This window comes from Nitrospira sp. CR1.1, assembly GCA_014055465.1.
In the GTDB taxonomy this organism is placed as follows: Bacteria; Nitrospirota; Nitrospiria; order Nitrospirales; family Nitrospiraceae; genus Nitrospira_A.
Genome location: WIAF01000013.1, coordinates 1 through 16,060, shown reverse-complemented (window position 1 = coordinate 16,060; position 16,060 = coordinate 1). Strand labels below are relative to the sequence as shown.

General features: G+C 55.0%; 17 protein-coding genes. 13 read left to right on the top strand and 4 right to left on the bottom strand.

The window, feature by feature from the left end; genetic code table 11:
- Positions 1-6 precede the first annotated feature (6 nt).
- From tssH to GDA65_17945, 10 genes are all read left to right on the top strand, one after another.
- Positions 7-2,736 carry a type VI secretion system ATPase TssH gene (tssH, locus tag GDA65_17990; protein MBA5864576.1) on the top strand — a complete coding sequence of 910 codons (2,730 nt, stop codon included), beginning with the start codon at positions 7-9 and terminating at the stop codon, positions 2,734-2,736.
- Between the two features lie 64 nt (positions 2,737-2,800).
- Positions 2,801-3,454 (top strand): hypothetical protein, encoded by a 654-nt coding sequence (locus GDA65_17985; GenBank protein MBA5864575.1) that lies wholly within the window; start codon positions 2,801-2,803, stop codon positions 3,452-3,454.
- A 496-nt stretch (positions 3,455-3,950) separates the two neighbouring features.
- Positions 3,951-6,179 carry a type VI secretion system tip protein VgrG gene (tssI, locus tag GDA65_17980; GenBank protein MBA5864574.1) on the top strand — a complete coding sequence of 743 codons (2,229 nt, stop codon included), beginning with the start codon at positions 3,951-3,953 and terminating at the stop codon, positions 6,177-6,179.
- Between the two features lie 13 nt (positions 6,180-6,192).
- Entirely contained in the window at positions 6,193-6,705 is a 513-nt protein-coding gene (locus GDA65_17975) for a hypothetical protein (GenBank protein ID MBA5864573.1), read from the top strand.
- Positions 6,706-6,716: 11 nt separating this feature from the next.
- Complete coding sequence (locus GDA65_17970; protein MBA5864572.1) at positions 6,717-7,838, top strand: DUF2169 domain-containing protein; 1,122 nt, start codon at positions 6,717-6,719, stop codon at positions 7,836-7,838.
- Positions 7,839-7,900: 62 nt separating this feature from the next.
- Positions 7,901-8,926: a hypothetical protein gene (locus tag GDA65_17965; protein MBA5864571.1), complete on the top strand. Its 1,026-nt coding sequence runs from the start codon at positions 7,901-7,903 to the stop codon at positions 8,924-8,926.
- 13 nt (positions 8,927-8,939) lie between these two features.
- Positions 8,940-9,827, top strand: a complete 888-nt coding sequence (locus tag GDA65_17960) for a DUF4150 domain-containing protein (protein MBA5864570.1) — start codon at positions 8,940-8,942, stop codon at positions 9,825-9,827.
- Positions 9,828-9,838: 11 nt separating this feature from the next.
- Positions 9,839-10,312, top strand: a complete 474-nt coding sequence (locus tag GDA65_17955; protein ID MBA5864569.1) for a hypothetical protein — start codon at positions 9,839-9,841, stop codon at positions 10,310-10,312.
- Complete coding sequence (locus GDA65_17950; protein ID MBA5864568.1) at positions 10,309-10,770, top strand: DUF4259 domain-containing protein; 462 nt, start codon at positions 10,309-10,311, stop codon at positions 10,768-10,770. The genes GDA65_17955 and GDA65_17950 overlap by 4 nt, the downstream gene beginning before the upstream one ends.
- 131 nt (positions 10,771-10,901) lie before the next feature.
- On the top strand, positions 10,902-12,158 hold the full coding sequence (locus tag GDA65_17945) for a TIGR02270 family protein (protein MBA5864567.1): 1,257 nt from the start codon (positions 10,902-10,904) through the stop codon (positions 12,156-12,158).
- A gap of 15 nt (positions 12,159-12,173) precedes the next feature.
- Here GDA65_17945 and GDA65_17940 read toward each other — a convergent pair whose 3' ends face one another.
- The 4 genes from GDA65_17940 to GDA65_17925 all read right to left on the bottom strand — a co-directional run bounded on the left by GDA65_17940 (position 12,174) and on the right by GDA65_17925 (position 13,412).
- Entirely contained in the window at positions 12,174-12,368 is a 195-nt protein-coding gene (locus GDA65_17940; protein MBA5864566.1) for a hypothetical protein, read from the bottom strand.
- A 49-nt stretch (positions 12,369-12,417) separates the two neighbouring features.
- Complete coding sequence (locus GDA65_17935; GenBank protein ID MBA5864565.1) at positions 12,418-12,723, bottom strand: BrnT family toxin; 306 nt, start codon at positions 12,721-12,723, stop codon at positions 12,418-12,420.
- A gap of 186 nt (positions 12,724-12,909) precedes the next feature.
- Positions 12,910-13,173: a Txe/YoeB family addiction module toxin gene (locus GDA65_17930; GenBank protein ID MBA5864564.1), complete on the bottom strand. Its 264-nt coding sequence runs from the start codon at positions 13,171-13,173 to the stop codon at positions 12,910-12,912.
- Entirely contained in the window at positions 13,170-13,412 is a 243-nt protein-coding gene (locus GDA65_17925) for a type II toxin-antitoxin system prevent-host-death family antitoxin (protein ID MBA5864563.1), read from the bottom strand. The genes GDA65_17930 and GDA65_17925 overlap by 4 nt, the downstream gene beginning before the upstream one ends.
- A gap of 336 nt (positions 13,413-13,748) precedes the next feature.
- On the opposite strand from GDA65_17925, the gene GDA65_17920 reads away from it, so the two are divergent.
- The 3 genes from GDA65_17920 (at position 13,749) to GDA65_17910 (ending at position 15,860) form a co-directional block, all read left to right on the top strand.
- A complete protein-coding gene (locus GDA65_17920) occupies positions 13,749-14,447 on the top strand; it encodes a hypothetical protein (GenBank protein ID MBA5864562.1) in 699 nt (232 codons plus the stop codon).
- Positions 14,448-14,519: 72 nt separating this feature from the next.
- A complete protein-coding gene (locus GDA65_17915; GenBank protein ID MBA5864561.1) occupies positions 14,520-15,053 on the top strand; it encodes a hypothetical protein in 534 nt (177 codons plus the stop codon).
- 168 nt (positions 15,054-15,221) lie between these two features.
- On the top strand, positions 15,222-15,860 hold the full coding sequence (locus tag GDA65_17910) for a DUF922 domain-containing protein (protein ID MBA5864560.1): 639 nt from the start codon (positions 15,222-15,224) through the stop codon (positions 15,858-15,860).
- The last annotated feature ends 200 nt before the right edge of the window (positions 15,861-16,060 follow it).

Here is a 16,060-nt window from a genome sequence, read left to right as displayed (position 1 = left end):
ATACGCATGAATATCAATTTGAAGGGACTCATCGGCAAGCTCGATGACACCTGTCGTCGCGCACTGGAGGGCGCGGCAGGGCTGTGTCTGAGCCGGACCCATTATGACGTGGACATCGAGCATCTTCTCAGCAAATTGCTTGAGATGTCGAATACGGATATCCACAAGATTTGCCATCACTATGGAATCGATCATTCGCGGTTGGCTAGGGACCTCACGCGATCGCTCGACCAGTTCAAGACGGGCAACGCCAGGACGCCGACCTTGGCGCCTCAAGTTCCGCGCCTCATCAATGAAGCCTGGTCATTGGCCTCCATTGAGTACGGAGTCAATCGTGTGCGATCCGGCCATCTGATGCTGGCCTTGCTCGTCGAAGCCGATTTTGCCCGCATGATGCGCGAGCTCTCGCCCGAAACGCAGAAGATCTCGGCCGAAGATCTACACCGCCGGCTAGGGGAGATCGTCTCTGGTTCTGCAGAGGATCTGGAAGAGGTCCAGACGGGAGGGAGCGAGCAGCCGACGACACAGGGGGCTCCTCATGCTTCCAGGACCCCGGCCCTTGATCAATTCACCATCGATCTGACAGCGAGGGCCAAACAAGGGCAGATCGATCCGGTGCTGGGGCGGGATGCCGAGATCAGGCAGGTCGTGGATATCTTGACGCGCCGACGGCAGAACAATCCCATTCTGACCGGGGAGGCCGGAGTGGGAAAGACCGCCGTCGTGGAAGGATTGGCGCTCAGAATCGTCACGGGCGATGTCCCCCCGCCGTTACAAAACGTCACCCTGCGGGTGCTCGACCTTGCGTTGCTCCAGGCCGGAGCGGGAGTCAAGGGAGAATTCGAAAATCGGCTCAAGTCGGTCATCAACGAAGTCAAAGCCTCACCGAAACCCATTATTACCTTTATCGATGAGGCGCACACCTTGATCGGGGCGGGTGGAGCAGCGGGTCAGGGCGATGCCGCCAACATTCTCAAGCCGGCGTTGGCCCGGGGAGAGCTGCGGACGATTGCTGCCACGACCTGGGCCGAATACAAGAAATATTTCGAGAAAGATCCGGCGCTCACCAGACGGTTTCAGGTGGTGAAGGTGGAAGAGCCGACCGAATCCGTCGCGATCAACATGATGCGAGGATTAGCCGGGACACTGGAAGAACATCACAAAGTGCGGTTGTTGGATGAGGCGATCGAGGCTGCGGTCAGGCTCTCTCATCGGTATATTTCCGGCCGACAACTGCCGGACAAAGCGGTCAGCGTGCTGGACACCGCCTGCGCCCGTGTGGCCCTGGGACAGGTTGCGGAGCCACCGGCGCTGGAAGACGCGCGCCGGCGAATCTCACTCATTAATACCGAGGTCGACATTCTGGAGCGGGAGGCCATCACGGGTGGAAGCCATCAGGAACGCCTGGCCGAATTGAGCAGAGAGAAAGCCGCAGAAGAACAGCGTCTGGCCGAGCTCCGGACCAGGTGGGAGCAGGAAAAGAAGCTGGTCGGAGAGATCGCAGGGATCCGGAAAAAGTTGGAACAGCATGCCGTGCCACCAAAAACGCTGGACAAGCCAACCGAGAAGGCTCCTGACAAGGCAACCGAAACGCCGCCCGCCAAGGCGATTGAAATGCTGCCCGCCAAGCTGACCGCTCAGGAAATCGAGACGCTGCAAACGGACTTGGCGAGGCTGAATAAAGAACTGACCGTACTCCAGGGAGAGATCCCGCTCCTCCAGCCCTGTGTGGACGGGCAGGCCATCGCCCAGGTGATTTCGGCCTGGACCGGCATTCCCATCGGACGTATGGTCAAAGATGAGATTAATACCGTGTTGACGCTCAAGGAGCATTTAGAAAAACGCGTGGTCGGACAATCTCATGCCCTGGATGCGCTGAGCCAACGCCTGCGAACGGCGCGTGCCAAACTGGAAGATCCTCGCCGTCCGATCGGAGTGTTCATGTTTGTCGGACCAAGCGGAGTGGGAAAGACCGAAACGGGGCTGGCCCTCGCCGAGTTGCTGTTCGGCAGCGACCAAAACATCACGACTCTGAATATGTCTGAGTTCAAGGAAGAGCACAAGGTCTCGCTGTTGATGGGGTCGCCTCCTGGCTACGTGGGTTATGGCGAGGGAGGGGTCTTGACGGAAGCGGTACGCCGAAAACCGTACAGCGTGATCCTGTTGGATGAGATGGAAAAAGCCCATCCCGGTGTGCAGGACATTTTCTATCAGGTATTTGACAAGGGCATGATGAAAGACGGCGAGGGGCGGGATATCGATTTCAAGAACACCGTCATCATCATGACCTCCAACGCCGGGACGGATACGTTTATGAAGCTCTGCGCCGATCCGGAGACCAGGCCTGATCCAGAGGCGTTAGCCGATGCCATTCGACCGGATCTCTTGAAATACTTCAAGCCGGCCTTTCTGGGACGACTCATTGTGGTGCCATATTATCCGATTTCTCCCGATATCATGCGGCGCATCATCGAATTGCAGCTCAGCCGGGTCCGCAGTCGCATCAAGGAGAACCATCGTGCGGTGATGTCCTACGATGAAGCCCTGATCACGGCGATTGCAGACCGCTGCACCGAAGTGGAGAGCGGCGCGCGGAACGTGGATCACATTCTGACGCGCACGTTGTTGCCGGAACTTTCGACGGAATTTCTTTCGCGGATGGCCGCAGGGGAATTGGTCAACAAGGTCCATATCTCGGTCGAGTCTGGCGGGAACTTCCGCTACGAGGTGGCGTGAAGCCTGCGAGTGGAGTTGTGCTGTTCGGTCAATGCTCCGTGGATAGATGTTGCCGAGGTTCAGTATGGTCATACGTAAAGCTCTGCGCGCCGATGTCCCGCTTCTTCCGTTGAGTGGCGAGGCAACGGACACGTTTCGAGACCGGCACTGCCAGGTCGGATGGCTGCCAAAAGGCAGTCGCGTGTATCGCTATGGGTCCGAGGAGACCCAAGCGAGATGGAGCCGAGGCCAATGGGTCAACGTTACAGAGGACCTGTTTCATTTCACGGACGAGGCGTTGGAAAAGTGCGCGTTGCTCGACGCGACATTCTGGACCATGGAAACGGAACAGGAAACAGCCCAACGGGAAAAAGCCAAGCGGGAAGCAGCCATGCGCATGAATGGCAGGTCTGCGGCGGTCAAGAATACTGACCTGTGGCGGAATCCCGGTCCTGAATATCAGACGGCGGGAAACAAGCCGGCGTCCATCTGGAACAGCGCGGCTTGGCGAGCGACCTTGATTGCCTTGGAAGATGTGCCGGTCTATTTCGGCGTGGCCGGTCCGATGGCCTTCGATCTCTCGACCGGTAAGCGGTATCGCGGGCAAGGGGATCAGACGGCACATCGTACGTATCCAGGCGGAGCCTCCCAGATTCTCATCAGTGGAATGGCGTTCGATAAGTTTACCTTCGTGCCGCCGGAGCGAATGATGTGGACCCGCTGGCCCCAGCACCATTGAAGAGTCGTTGGACTATCCAATGGGGTATCAGGTCTTATCTGTTTGGATACGACGGCGATGGACGGGTGAAAATAGCAACTGAGGGGAAGCGCCGATTTGTCGGGAAAAGGAGTCTGAGAAGCGGTGCAGGACGCGACTCTGACGAGGCACGAACGTTGCTCAGCCATAGAATTAGAATATCCAAGGTGTACGCATCGCGGATGAACTTGCAGATTGCGGAAAAATTCGATTGTTGCGCAGCGTGCCGTGGGCAACGCATGTGGCCTGCTGGGATCAGAAGAGCGTGCAGGATGCGCAAAAAGGCCGTCCAGCAAGGCCGCAGCGAGGTCCACGGCGCGAAGAAGAATGAGTGCCACGTCTGTGGACGCCGGCGAGACGGTGAGCCGGCAGTGTCTTAGGGGTGAAGCGTACTCGTGCCGTACGGTGAGCCGCTGAGCGATGCGAGAACGCCGCTGGCGGACTTTTTCCGCATCCTGCAAAGTGAGGGGCTGAAGGTATGCCGCACACGCAAGAGACCAGGCTGATTGGAATCGAGACACCGCTTGGGAAGGACATCCTGCTCCTCAGAGGGTTTTCCGGGCAGGAGGGCATCTCGCGTCTCTCGAATTTCGATCTGGACCTGCTCTCGCACGATCCCGATATCAAGTTCGAGGATATCATCGGCAAGCGTGTCACGCTCCGGGTCACCCTCGGCTCGGACAAGAAGCGATACTTCAACGGGTTCATCAGCCGCTTCATGCAGACCGGGAGTGACCGGGGGCTGGCCAACTATCGGGCGACCATGGTGCCCTGGCTCTGGTTCCTCACGCGGACCTCGGACTGTCGAATCTTTCAGAAGAAAACCATTCCGGATATCATCGAGCAAATTTTTAAAGACCTAGGGTTCACGGATTATAAGCTGCAGTTGCAAGGCAGCTTCGAACCGCGCGACTACTGTGTCCAGTATCGCGAAACCGATTTCAATTTCGTGTCGCGTCTGATGGAACAGTACGGCCTGTTGTATTTCTTTGAGCACGAAAAGGGTAAACACACATTGGTCATTGCCAACGACCCGTCAGCGCACCAGTCCTGCCCCGAGCAGAAGGAAGCCAAATGGGAAGCGCAGGGCAGCGGTGCGCTGGCGGAAGATGTCATTACGAGTTGGCAATGGGAACAGACGCTCCGGCCGGGCAAGTACGCCGTCACCGACTATAATTTCGAGACTCCGAGCACCAGCCTCGATGCGGAAATGAAAACGACGATCGAAGTAGGGGGGAACAGCAAATTCGAGATCTATGACTACCCCGGAGAATACACGAAGAAAAAAGAAGGGGATACGATCGCCAAGCTCCGTATGGAAGAGGAGGAGACGCAGTACTTCGTGGTGAGCGGCACCAGCTCCTGCCGGGCGTTTACGTCCGGCTATCGCTTCGACTTGAAAGACTATGTGCGCAAAGACATGAATCGGGCCTACCTGTTAACCAATGTTCACCATGTCGCCACGGTTGGTAGTACCTATACGACCACCACGGTGGGCAAAGACGAATCGGCCTATACCAATTCCTTCACCTGCATTCCCCACAAGGTCCCTTTCCGACCGCCGCAGGCCACACCCAAGCCGATTATCCAGGGAGTGCAAACGGCGGTCGTCGTGGGAAAGGCGGGCGAGGAGATCTGGACGGATAACTACGGACGAGTGAAAGTCCAATTCCACTGGGATCGGGAAGGGAAGTACGACGAGAACAGCTCCTGCTGGACTCGCGTGTCCCAGAACTGGGCAGGCAAGCAATGGGGGACCATGTTCCTTCCGCGTATCGGCCAGGAAGTCATCGTGGAATTTATCGAAGGCGATCCCGACCGGCCGATCATCACGGGACGAGTCTACAACGCGGAGCAAATGCCGCCCTATCCGCTGCCGGGCGAACAGACCAAAAGCACGATTAAGTCGAACAGTTCCAAAGGCGGCGGTGGTTCCAATGAACTGCGCTTTGAAGATAAAAAGGGTGGCGAAGAGATCTATCTACATGGGCAGAAGGATTGGACCATTGCCATCGAGAACGATAAGAACCAGACAGTTGGTCATGACGAAACATTGAGCGTTGGCAACAACCGCACGAAGACAGTCGGTGTGGATCAAAGCGAAACCATCGGCTCCAATAAGACCATCCAGGTTGGCACGAACCACACGGAGGCGATTGGTGCGAACAAGACGATGACCGTGGGAGGCAACCATACCGAAACGATCAGCGGTGCCGAAGCCATTACCATTGGGATGGCCTCGGCCCATACCATTGCATTGGCTCGTGCCTTGTCCATCGGGGGCGCCTATCAGGTGACGGTCGGCGCGGCCATGAACGAGACCATCGGCGCAGCCAAGGCGGAAGAGATCGGGGCAGTCAAATCCGTCAACGTCGGTGGCAACAGCAGCGAGAATGTGGGAGCCAACAAGTCTGTCGATGCAGCGAGCAATATCTCGGAGAAGGCGGGGAAAGATATTTCGATGAGCGCCGGAAAGAACTTTTCGGCTAGTGCTGGGGACAACATGTCCGAGACTGCGGGCAAAGACGTCACCATCAAGGCCGGCAAGAAAATGCTGCTTGATGCGGGAGATGAAATCACGATTCAGACGGGGAGTGCCAGAATCCAGATGAAGAAGAATGGCGACATCGTGATTGAGGGCAAGAAGATTTCAGTGACGGCCTCCGGCGACATCGTCATGAAGGGCCAAAAGATCCTGCAGAACTAGGAGGGAGCGGGAGATGGAACAAGCGAGAACGGAGGATGTGTTTGAACTATTGGCTTCCAGATCTCTTGAGGCAAAGGAATCTCGACTTAACCAAGGCCTCTCCCCAACTGGACTCATGCGAGGGGTGATTTCCGAGTTCGACCAGGCAACGGGACGCATCTATATTGTGGTGCCTCACCTGTCCATGTTGGAGCCGATGGTGACACGATCCACTGTGCCGGTCACCCAAGCAGACGTTGGACGAGAAGTCCTTGTCGCATTTGAATCAGGCGAGACACGGGTACCTTTTATCGTCGGTCTCCTCTGGGAGCAAAAGCAGGCTCCGGAGATTCAGGCTGCTCCGATCGAAGCGAAGGTGGACGGCGAACAGGTTGTGATCGAAGGCAAGAAAGAAATCGTCTTGAAGTGCGGCAAGGCGAGCATCACGCTCACACGGGCAGGAAAAGTGTTGATCCGCGGCGCCTACCTGCTCAGTCGGTCTTCCGGAGTCAACCGTGTCAAAGGCGGGTCGGTCCAAATTAACTAGGGCCTATCGCCATGGAACTGCTCAACGCCACTAAGATGCAGGCCGGGTATACCATGGGGATGGGGCCAGATGGGCGAGAGTCTCTGGTGATCGTGGTGAAGGGGACATTCCGGCTTCCAGAAAAGGGCAGTCAGGAACCGGTCCTCGCTGACGAACAAGTTCCCCTCGTCATGGCCGACACCTTCGCCGGAGACCCTGGGTTTTCTGCACCGATTTACGAGAGCGAATTTCCTCCAAGAAAACCTAAGTGTGACATCCTCTTGAACGGGAGTGCCTATGCCCCTGGTGGTCGGCCAACAAAGCGTGTGTTGGTCTCGCTGCAGATAGGGAATTGGCGCAAGTCCTTTGCGGTGGTGGGAAATAGGGTTTGGAAGAAGGGCTTGTTCGGCGTTTCAGCCACGAAGCCGGAGCCCTTTACCGTCATGCCGATTTCGTATGGAAACGCATTCGGGGGGACTGATACGTCGCATGAGAAGCCTGAGAAGCACAAATTTGTTCTTGCCAATCCTGTTGGGCGCGGGTTCCATCATCGTCTAAGCTCGAAGCTGGTCAAGGGCATGCCGCTGCCGAATACCGAAGAAGAAGGCCGTCCAGTGAAGAAGCCTGGCGGAGCCTATCGCCCGATGGCCTTTGGGCCGGTGGGACGCAATTGGGACCCACGGTACAAACTCGCCGGCACCTATGATCAGAACTGGATCGACAATACGTTTCCCTTCCTGCCGCCAGATTTCCAAGAGGCCTACTATCAGGCGGCACCGATAGATCAACAGCTTCCCTATCTGCGTGGGGGAGAACCGGTGACACTCACGAATCTCACGCCGGAAGGCACAACACGATTCGCCATTCCGATGATTGACATGCCGGTCGTCTTTTTCCCGAGAAAAGGCGAGAAGCAAGAAACGCAGGGTGCAATCGATACGCTCATTATCGAGCCAGACAAGCGGCAGCTCATGCTGACCTGGCGGCAGTCCTATCCGCTGAGACGAAACATGTTTGACGTCGTGCAGGTGGTGGTCGGAGTGATGCCGAGGGGCTGGTATCGGGCTCGAGAATTGGGGAAGACCTATTATCCTTCGCTGGGTGCTCTGGTGGCAGCCAGAAGTGCAGGGTATAACGACGCCGAAGACGAATAGTAGTTCAGAGAACATTTGTTCTAATTCTTTCTTATATCCGTGGACAATGTCTGGATAGACGCATGAACAGATTTCCTTTAGCGATCACGGGAGTTGGTATGGTGACGGGGGTTGGGTTGAATGCACCAGCATCCTGTGCTGCCATCCGTTGTGCCATCGACAACGTTCAGGAAACTCGTTTTATGGATAGTAGCGGGGAATGGCTGATGGGCTGTGCAGTACCGTTAGAGCAACCCTGGAGAAGCAGGGATAAATTACTCAAGATGGCTGCGCTAAGTATTCGTGAATGCGTAAAAGTGAAAAAACAGATTAATCCTGAGCGCACTCCCTTATTGCTGTGTCTGTCTGAGCATGAACGAAAAGGCCGTGTCATTGGCGACGACTTTCAATTCTTAGGGGATTTACAGAATGAGCTAGGAATGAAGTTTCATAAACAAACTCGCGTGATTGCTAGGGGACATGTGGGAGTTGCCGTAGCGTTGGAACGGGCGCGGTTTATGATTCAGGAATTAGGTGTTCACCATGTACTCATTGCGGCAACGGATAGTTTACTGGTTGGGCCAATGCTGGAACATTATGAAGAGCATGATCGCTTGAAGACTAGTACGAATTCGAATGGGTTTATTCCGGGTGAGGCGGGTGCAGCGTTGGTGGTGGAGTCGGGTAATGCTAAAAGGGACAATCAGTTGTTTTGTTGTGGGTTAGGTTTCGGGGTGGAAAAGGCCCATGTGTCCTCTGATGAACCGTTACGGGCGAATGGATTGGTGGCTGCGATTAAGGCGTCTTTGGCAGAGGCGGGGCACGGGGAAAGTGTTCTTGGATTTAAGGTTACCGACCTTTCGGGCGAACAATATTACTTCAAAGAAGCGAGTCTGGCCTTTAGTCGCATAGATCGAACGAAGCGAGAAGAGTTTGACCTCTGGCATCCAGCAGAGTGTATTGGCGAAGTGGGTGCCGCGATTGGCCTTATTATGATCGGTGTCGTGAAGGCGGCTTGCGAAAAAGGGTACAGCAAGGGGAGTGTAATATTGGCGCATTTGGGGAACGATGACGGCAACAGAGCTTCAATGATCCTCTCCTGGAAATAGGTTAGAGGTTCTTGTGTCGAACAATGTGTTCGCCAATGGGCGAGAAGTGTCCTGTAAAAAGGCAGATGGGAAATCGATTTGTGAGTTCCCTGATGTCTGTTTTACTCCGCCTGAGAGTCCCGCCACTCCTCCTGGTGTGCCCATTCCCTATCCGAATACGGCTTTTAGCAAAGACACCACATCTGGAAGCAAAACAGTCAAGATTTCAGGGCAGGAGGTCATGCTCAAGAACGAGTCGTATTTTAAGACCTCAACGGGCGATGAAGCCGGCTGTGCAGCAAAGAAGGGAATAATTTCGAGTACGAACAAAGGGAAAGTCTATTTCATCAGCTGGTCGATGGATGTGAAGTTTGAGGGGAAGAATGTCGTCCGACACCTCGACATGACCACACACAATCATGGGAGTCCCATGGCCACTGGTGCAGCACCGATGCCCCATCAAGATGCAGCTGCTCAAGCGAAAGCCATAGAGGACGCTTGCAAGCATCCCAACGATAAAAAGAAGAAGGGGTACACCTATGTTGTCTATAGAGCAGAAAGTAAACCGAAGACTACGCCCCCAAGCTATTATATAGGGCGCTCCATGGGGCCAAGTACAATGACCCCATCACAGATCGCAAACAAACGGAGGCGCGGCCACCATCGCACGGATATAGGGCGTCCGACAGTTATCTGCGTAACTACAAGATATGCTGCCGTTCGAGCGGCTGAGCAAGCTCATATGGATGATCTCCCAGCTGCGAACAAGATCTTGGAAAAGCCACCAAGTAAACGGGCAGGGAAGCCGCAGATTAGGGCCCTTAGCCCCAAACACAAGAGAAGCAGAGACGGGTCATATAAGAAATGTGCAAAGGCAATGTGTGGAGATCCCCCCGGTAGTTGCAAGACTTGCGGGGCATAAGGAGCCAAGTTATGGCAAAGAAGAATAGATACAAATGCAAGGTTGGCCTCATTGTGGCGATTCCGCTTCCCGACGGAAGATTTGCGTTTGCAAAAGTTTTTAACGACAACTTTTTTGGTGTGTACTCTCTTGTTTCCAAGAAGATTGAGCCATTGGAGAAGATCATCAAGCATGACATTACGTTCTTTCAGTCCGCGACGCACTCCGCAGTTATCTTGGGGGAATGGCCTATTGTTGGAGAGGACCCCTTTCCTAACGAAGAGTCTGCTTGGGCGCCCCCTCAGGCCGCGGGGAACTTGCCACAGGACAATCTCGGTACTCCAAGTCCAATGCTGTATTACAAAGGCAAGATGAAATCGGCCAAGATCGAAGATCTCATTGGTCTTGATATATTCTCAGCTTGTCCGGAGCCTGATTTGTTCATAGATGTCCTAGTTGATCGATTAATTAAGGGCGATCACTCCGAGTATCGCGTGCGGTTATGAGTATCTGGGGACATAAACCGAGCCAAAACGATGATGCGAGTGACTGGTTGAACGAGTTTCTCGAAGCCCCGAGTCTTGATCTCTTAGAAGAGGCCTTGTTGGAGGTTGCGAATCCAGCGCATGTCGGGTACATCGAGATTCCAGAAGGAGGCATCGCCATCGTGGCTGCAGAGGTACTGGCTCAAATCCTTGGCGCACATGCAGAGGATCCGACCCTAAAGCCAGACGAGGTGTTACCCCTCGTGGATCTCGTAGAAGACGTAGAGCCGCTGGTCGTGAAGCGACTCGTCGATCAAGCACTGGTAGCGGTACAGCGTGTGATGCACGATGCAGAGCACTCGGAAATGCGCCAAGTGTACGACGAAGACGAGTCGGGCGCTGAGGAGTGGCTGGAAGAGACGCAGGCGCTAGTAACGCGTTTGCAATCTGTTAGGCCGCAGATCGAGGGGCTCGGCTGAGCCTCAAGGCCTGACTTTATTCGCGACAATGCGCGCGGGGAGTTGTTTCACAAGGCAGTGAGTCTGAAGTCATTTTGGTAGGCTCGGGTATGGCTGCTCGGTTCGCTAAGAGTTGATGGGGAGGGCGCAGTTTGAAATTCTCCGGCGTGATCTCGTCCATCGTCTCTCAACATGCCGAGGGAGCGGCGTTCCTATGGCTGCTCCGAGTGAACGCCACCCGGCAGCCGCATTATGCGTTGAAGGATCTAGCCAAGCTCGATGACCGTATCGAGGCGCATCTCGATGGATTGCGGGTGGCAGGGGAGGCTGGGTGGGAGTTGTGCAAGGCTGCGCTGGGCAACGAGGAGAACGGTGAGGTCTTTGCTGCCTCGGTCATGGCGTTCGAGTCCGGCATCGAGCCGCGTATCCAGGCCGTCTTTGAAGCTGTTCAGAAGACCCCGGAGTTGAGCATTGGCTCGATCTCTGCCCTCGGATGGATGCCGTTCGAACAAGCAGCCCCTCATGCGCAGCGATTGCTGGCGGCTGACTCGCCTCTTCAACGGCTGGTCGGACTCGCTGCCTATGCGGTCCATCGTCAGGATCCAGGTCCTTCGCTGAAGGATAGTCTTGTCTCGGCAGACCTCTCACTGAGAGGGCGTGCGCTCAAAGCCGTGGGCGAACTCGGCAAGGCGAATCTCCTTCCCTTGGTCAAATCGAATCTGTCCATTGAGGACATCAACTGCCGCTATTGGGCGGCTTGGTCCGGGGCATTGTTAGGGGAGCCGACGGCGATTCCTGTGTTACAGCGGCTTGCCGAAAGCGGGCATGCCAAGCGTGAGATTGCCTGTGCGATGGCGCTTCGACGAATGTCGGTGGAAGAGGGGCAGGCATGGCTCAAGGTCTTAGCGAGCCGTCTAGAGACACTCCGTCTCGCTGTCCAGGCAGCCGGAGTCATTGGCGATCCGGCACAAAGTTCCTGGCTCATTCAACAGATGGAGAATGCTGCTATCGCTCGGGTGGCAGGTGAATCGTTCACCTACATCACCGGAATCGATCTTGCTTATGACGACTTGGATACCGATAAGCCGGAGGGTTTCGAAGCCGGGCCGACGGAGAATCCAGAAGATGAAAACGTCGACATGGATCCGGACGAAGACTTGCCTTGGCCCAATCCGCAGTTGATCGAAAAGTGGTGGTTCACCCATCGGGTCCAGTTCACGAACGGGACGCGTTATCTCTGTGGCCAGCCGATGACAGTTGAATCGCTCAACCAAGTCCTCCGAACCGGCAAGCAGCGCCAACGCACCGCCGCAGCTATCGAACTCGCCATGCGCCAACCAGGCCAGCCACTCTTCAACACTAGCGCCCCGGGCTTCCGCCAGCAGGCCCTATTAGGACTCAAGGGTTGAGAGGGGAATGAGGAGCTAGGCCGCGAAGCGGCGCTTGATTTTGCGGAGTTCCTGTTCGAGTCGATCTAGACGGGACTGGACCGATTCCTGTTGTGTGAGGTTGCTTGTGAGCACAGTGTTTAAGAGGCGCTGGTAGGGGATTCCACTTTTTTTCGATAGTGTCTGCAGCGCCTTGAGGCTTTCCGTGTCGAGATTGACTGTGATGGTCACCCGGTTCTTCTTTGAGAGCGCAGTGCGGATCTTTTTCGTGGCACCTTGGTCAATCTTCAGGTGGCTGAGATTGGGTTGTTTCATGGTAAAACCTCCGAAACTTTCTCCATTCGGCGGAGCCGATGATACGGATTTTATTACCGCGCTTGGTACACCGAGTTGTGAGAATGCGGCCCGTGGAGACGCGTCCAACCCAGTACAATCGCTTTTCCTGCACCGAATGTTTGATATCGGTCAATTGAACGCCGTAAGGGTCCAAGAACGATTCGACGGCCTCCGTAAAACTTACTCTGTGCTTCCGAATGTTCTGGACTTCTTTTTCGAGGTCCCATTCGAATTCCACCGCGCCGAGCATACCATACCGGGAAGATCGGGTGCCAGATTGACGGGGACGGACATGGCCAAGGGTGCCGGTTTGGAATCATTGTTCGCGCTTCAACCGCAGCGCTCACGGGTTCGGCAGCAGGCGCTGCTGAAATAGGGGGGCAGGTCTTGTTAGGAGCGGTGCACGGTCTTACTTGAAAGGAAGTTTGAGGGGACACTATTCGTAATGCGTCCACATTCGAAGGATTTTCACTGTGTGCTCCTTTTCAATCACTTGATAGACGAGTCGATGTTGGATGTTGATGCGGCGAGAATAGGCTCCTTGGAGATCGCCGACCAGCTTCTCATAGGGAGGTGGATTTTTGAAGGGATTGACGGTCACTGTGGCGAGGAGCGATTCCGCCTTACTTCGGAGTCCGCTGGCGGTTAACTTCTTGGCATCGCGTTGGGCTTGCTTGGTATAGACCAGCTGCCATTTCACCAGCGAAGGTCCTTCGCGCATTTAGAAACGGGCGTTTTCAGACCTTTCCGAATGGATTCCCGCATGCCAGGTATGGAGAGAAGATACACTGTTTCTTGAATAGCGTGCCAATCATCTTCGGACATCAGCACGGCATTCGTTCGTTGATCGGTAATGATGATGGGTTCGTGAGAGCGCGCGGTTTGATCCATAAGCTGACGTAATTTGGACTTGGCCTGTGCGGCTCGGACGGTGGTCATACGGCTCTCCTCATGATAGGTGGGGCTTATCGGAGAAGGTAAGTGACAGGTGACGAATTGTCAAGGTGGCGCACGGGCATATCATAGGCTCAGTGATGGTTCCACGAGCCTGGTTGGCATCAGACACGATCGGCAAGCCGCTCTCCAACACCAGCATCCCCGCTTCCGCCAGCATTGTGGTGCTTGGAGAGAACAGAGACATATGACTATATGGTGCCTCAGTCCGGCGGTGAACTGAACAAGTTGCGATCAATGAATCACACTGAGGGGCCAATGTTTTCCGAAAGTGTGGCGAGCTTCGATGTTTAATGGGTGCGGCAATCCTGGAGCTCCGAGATGGGAATCTATTTCGCGATTTACTATAGGAACATAGCGACCGACAAAGACGAGGCGTTTCGTCGCGCGGCAGAAACATGGGCACGTACGCGCGAAGGGTTGTGCGAGATGGTTTCCGTCACCTATGTGTACGAATTAGTCGCTGCATTTCGCCATCTGGCGAATGTCGCACGTGATTCAAAACAAACTTACGATCAAGGGGCGCTGTTTGCTCACAGCTCTCCTCCGAAGCGCACCAATGACACCTCCCGAGGTGTTCATATGGCGTCGTTTAAGCCGAAAACCTTGGCTGAACTGCATTATCGCGAGGACGTGCTGACTCCACAGGGACTGGACAATCATACGCTGACACCCTCTCTTATGAACCAGCTCACGTGTCTTCCTTGGTCCTCGGCCGCAAAACTATATATTTATGGCTGTTTAAGTGGAACTGGCTCAGCGCCTGTCGCGAAGCTCTTTGCCGACCATCAACGCGTCACTACCATCGGGCAAACCGGAAAGGCATATTTTTCGAAAAGTCCGTATGTCTATGAGGAGATAGGCGCCCAGGATAAGACAATTTATTTGAAAGCCTTCTATCGTCCCCAAAACGCTGCACTCGATGTATTGGAAACGATTTCAGGGAATGTCGCCGAAATTCCAACAGTCTTGTGGAATAGGCCGATGCCGGAACGAAGCTTTGTTCCCACAAAGAAGTAGGTCAACTGTCGCATTGCGACGATTAGTCCTTGCTGGGTTTGAATCTGCAAAGGTGGGTGGGGGGAGAAAGGCGTGAGTTTTTCTCAAGCGAAGTGGGCTAATCAAGAAGTGATGAGCCAGGGCTACCACAAAGCTTTGGAAGGGATGAGCATGGTTCGGCAACAGGAACTACGCCTCGGCCAGGTGCTCTACCGATTCATCGATACGTCAGCCGGTAGCCCCGAGAGTGGCGCCAGTGGTCCCTGGTGGCTGGAGTATGAATATTTCATGAAGATCAAACAATTCGCCCTACAGCACGGGTATTCCTTGAGCTATGCGGCTCGGCTCTTTGTAGCCATCCTCTATGAATACAACGAGGTCAATGGATTCGTACGGGCTGAGGTCATTCAACCACTGGGCTGTTGGAAAGGCAGAGGTAAGCAGGTTCGGAGTGCTGGCAAGGATTCGCGGGATCTTCCCACCATGACGCCCATGCAAAGCATTCATGAAATCTATCAACTTTATGTGCCGGGCATTGTTCGTGACGGCTCGCTATTTAGATCCGCACTCAAGTTTCTCGAATTCATCCCCTTGCCGATCTCGAATCACTGGCCGGGGACAGGCTAAATACATCGTCTCCGGCAGGTTTCCCTGTGAAATGTAACCTGCAGATGGAGTCGTATTTTGCAGGCGCGACATTCTCATGGCTTTGTCCTTATCGGGCTTCGCCAACCGGACTAGCCGATCTTTAATCCCACGGCCACCGGCTTCCGCAATTGCATAGGAGGTTCGTCAATGGGCGGCGGACGCACACCAGGACCAATTGGGTCAGATACCAGGCCATTGCACGGGTCCTTTGATCCGCATCTCCCGATTGGCGGGTTCGGAACTCCCGGTCCGCTCGGCCTGAATGAAGGCGCGACCACGGGGCCTCGACTGACCGGTTGGCCTAGACAGATTTCCTGGAATGAGTTTAAGGATGTAGCCACCCGTCCATCCGGCGAGACCGAGGATGCGCAAATTGAGACCCAGACCGCGCAACCGGAGCGAGTGGGAGTCGCGCGCGAGCAGGGCCGCTTCCGGTTGGGGGATTTTGAAGTCCGGCTCAAAGTCGTTCGCGATAACTCCTGGGTTGTGGTGAGTCAAAAGAACGATACGCTTTTAGCTCACGAGCAGGAGCACTTCGACATCACCGGGTTGGTCGCGCGTGACTTGGTCAAGGCGTTGGGTGCGTTACGGGTGGGGACGACGGATGAGTTGCAGCGGGACGTGTCACGGCTCTATGAGGCCTATGATACCTGGGCGAAATCGCTCTCTAAGCAGTATGACGATGAGACCAATCACGGGCGGAATGTCAAAATTCAGGCCGAGTGGGAAACTCGCATCCGGACCTGTATGCAGCAAGGGACCAGTCTCGGGACTCCCCCAGGCTGATGAACGAGGGATTAGTTTGTTTCCCCGTTAACCGCCCTGATATCGCAATGCAGTGATTGCCCTGAGCTCTGGCAGAGGGGGCGCCGGAAATTCGGACAGTGTGTTAAGTGGAAGCCTGGCTTCACCCACACCACCGAGAGGTGGCAGACGAGAGGAGCGAGGCAATGAAACGAACGAGACGGAATCACGGGGCGACTTTT

Coding starts and splice junctions, on each gene's coding strand:
- GDA65_17970 (MBA5864572.1), top strand. CDS start 6,717: ATGGAACTGCTCAACGCCACTAAGATGCAGGCCGGGTATACCATGGGG.
- GDA65_17925 (MBA5864563.1), bottom strand. CDS start 13,412: ATGACCACCGTCCGAGCCGCACAGGCCAAGTCCAAATTACGTCAGCTT.
- tssI (MBA5864574.1), top strand. CDS start 3,951: ATGCCGCACACGCAAGAGACCAGGCTGATTGGAATCGAGACACCGCTT.
- GDA65_17955 (MBA5864569.1), top strand. CDS start 9,839: ATGGCAAAGAAGAATAGATACAAATGCAAGGTTGGCCTCATTGTGGCG.
- GDA65_17910 (MBA5864560.1), top strand. CDS start 15,222: ATGGGCGGCGGACGCACACCAGGACCAATTGGGTCAGATACCAGGCCA.
- tssH (MBA5864576.1), top strand. CDS start 7: ATGAATATCAATTTGAAGGGACTCATCGGCAAGCTCGATGACACCTGT.
- GDA65_17935 (MBA5864565.1), bottom strand. CDS start 12,723: ATGCTCGGCGCGGTGGAATTCGAATGGGACCTCGAAAAAGAAGTCCAG.
- GDA65_17920 (MBA5864562.1), top strand. CDS start 13,749: ATGGGAATCTATTTCGCGATTTACTATAGGAACATAGCGACCGACAAA.
- GDA65_17965 (MBA5864571.1), top strand. CDS start 7,901: ATGAACAGATTTCCTTTAGCGATCACGGGAGTTGGTATGGTGACGGGG.
- GDA65_17950 (MBA5864568.1), top strand. CDS start 10,309: ATGAGTATCTGGGGACATAAACCGAGCCAAAACGATGATGCGAGTGAC.
- GDA65_17985 (MBA5864575.1), top strand. CDS start 2,801: ATGGTCATACGTAAAGCTCTGCGCGCCGATGTCCCGCTTCTTCCGTTG.
- GDA65_17975 (MBA5864573.1), top strand. CDS start 6,193: ATGGAACAAGCGAGAACGGAGGATGTGTTTGAACTATTGGCTTCCAGA.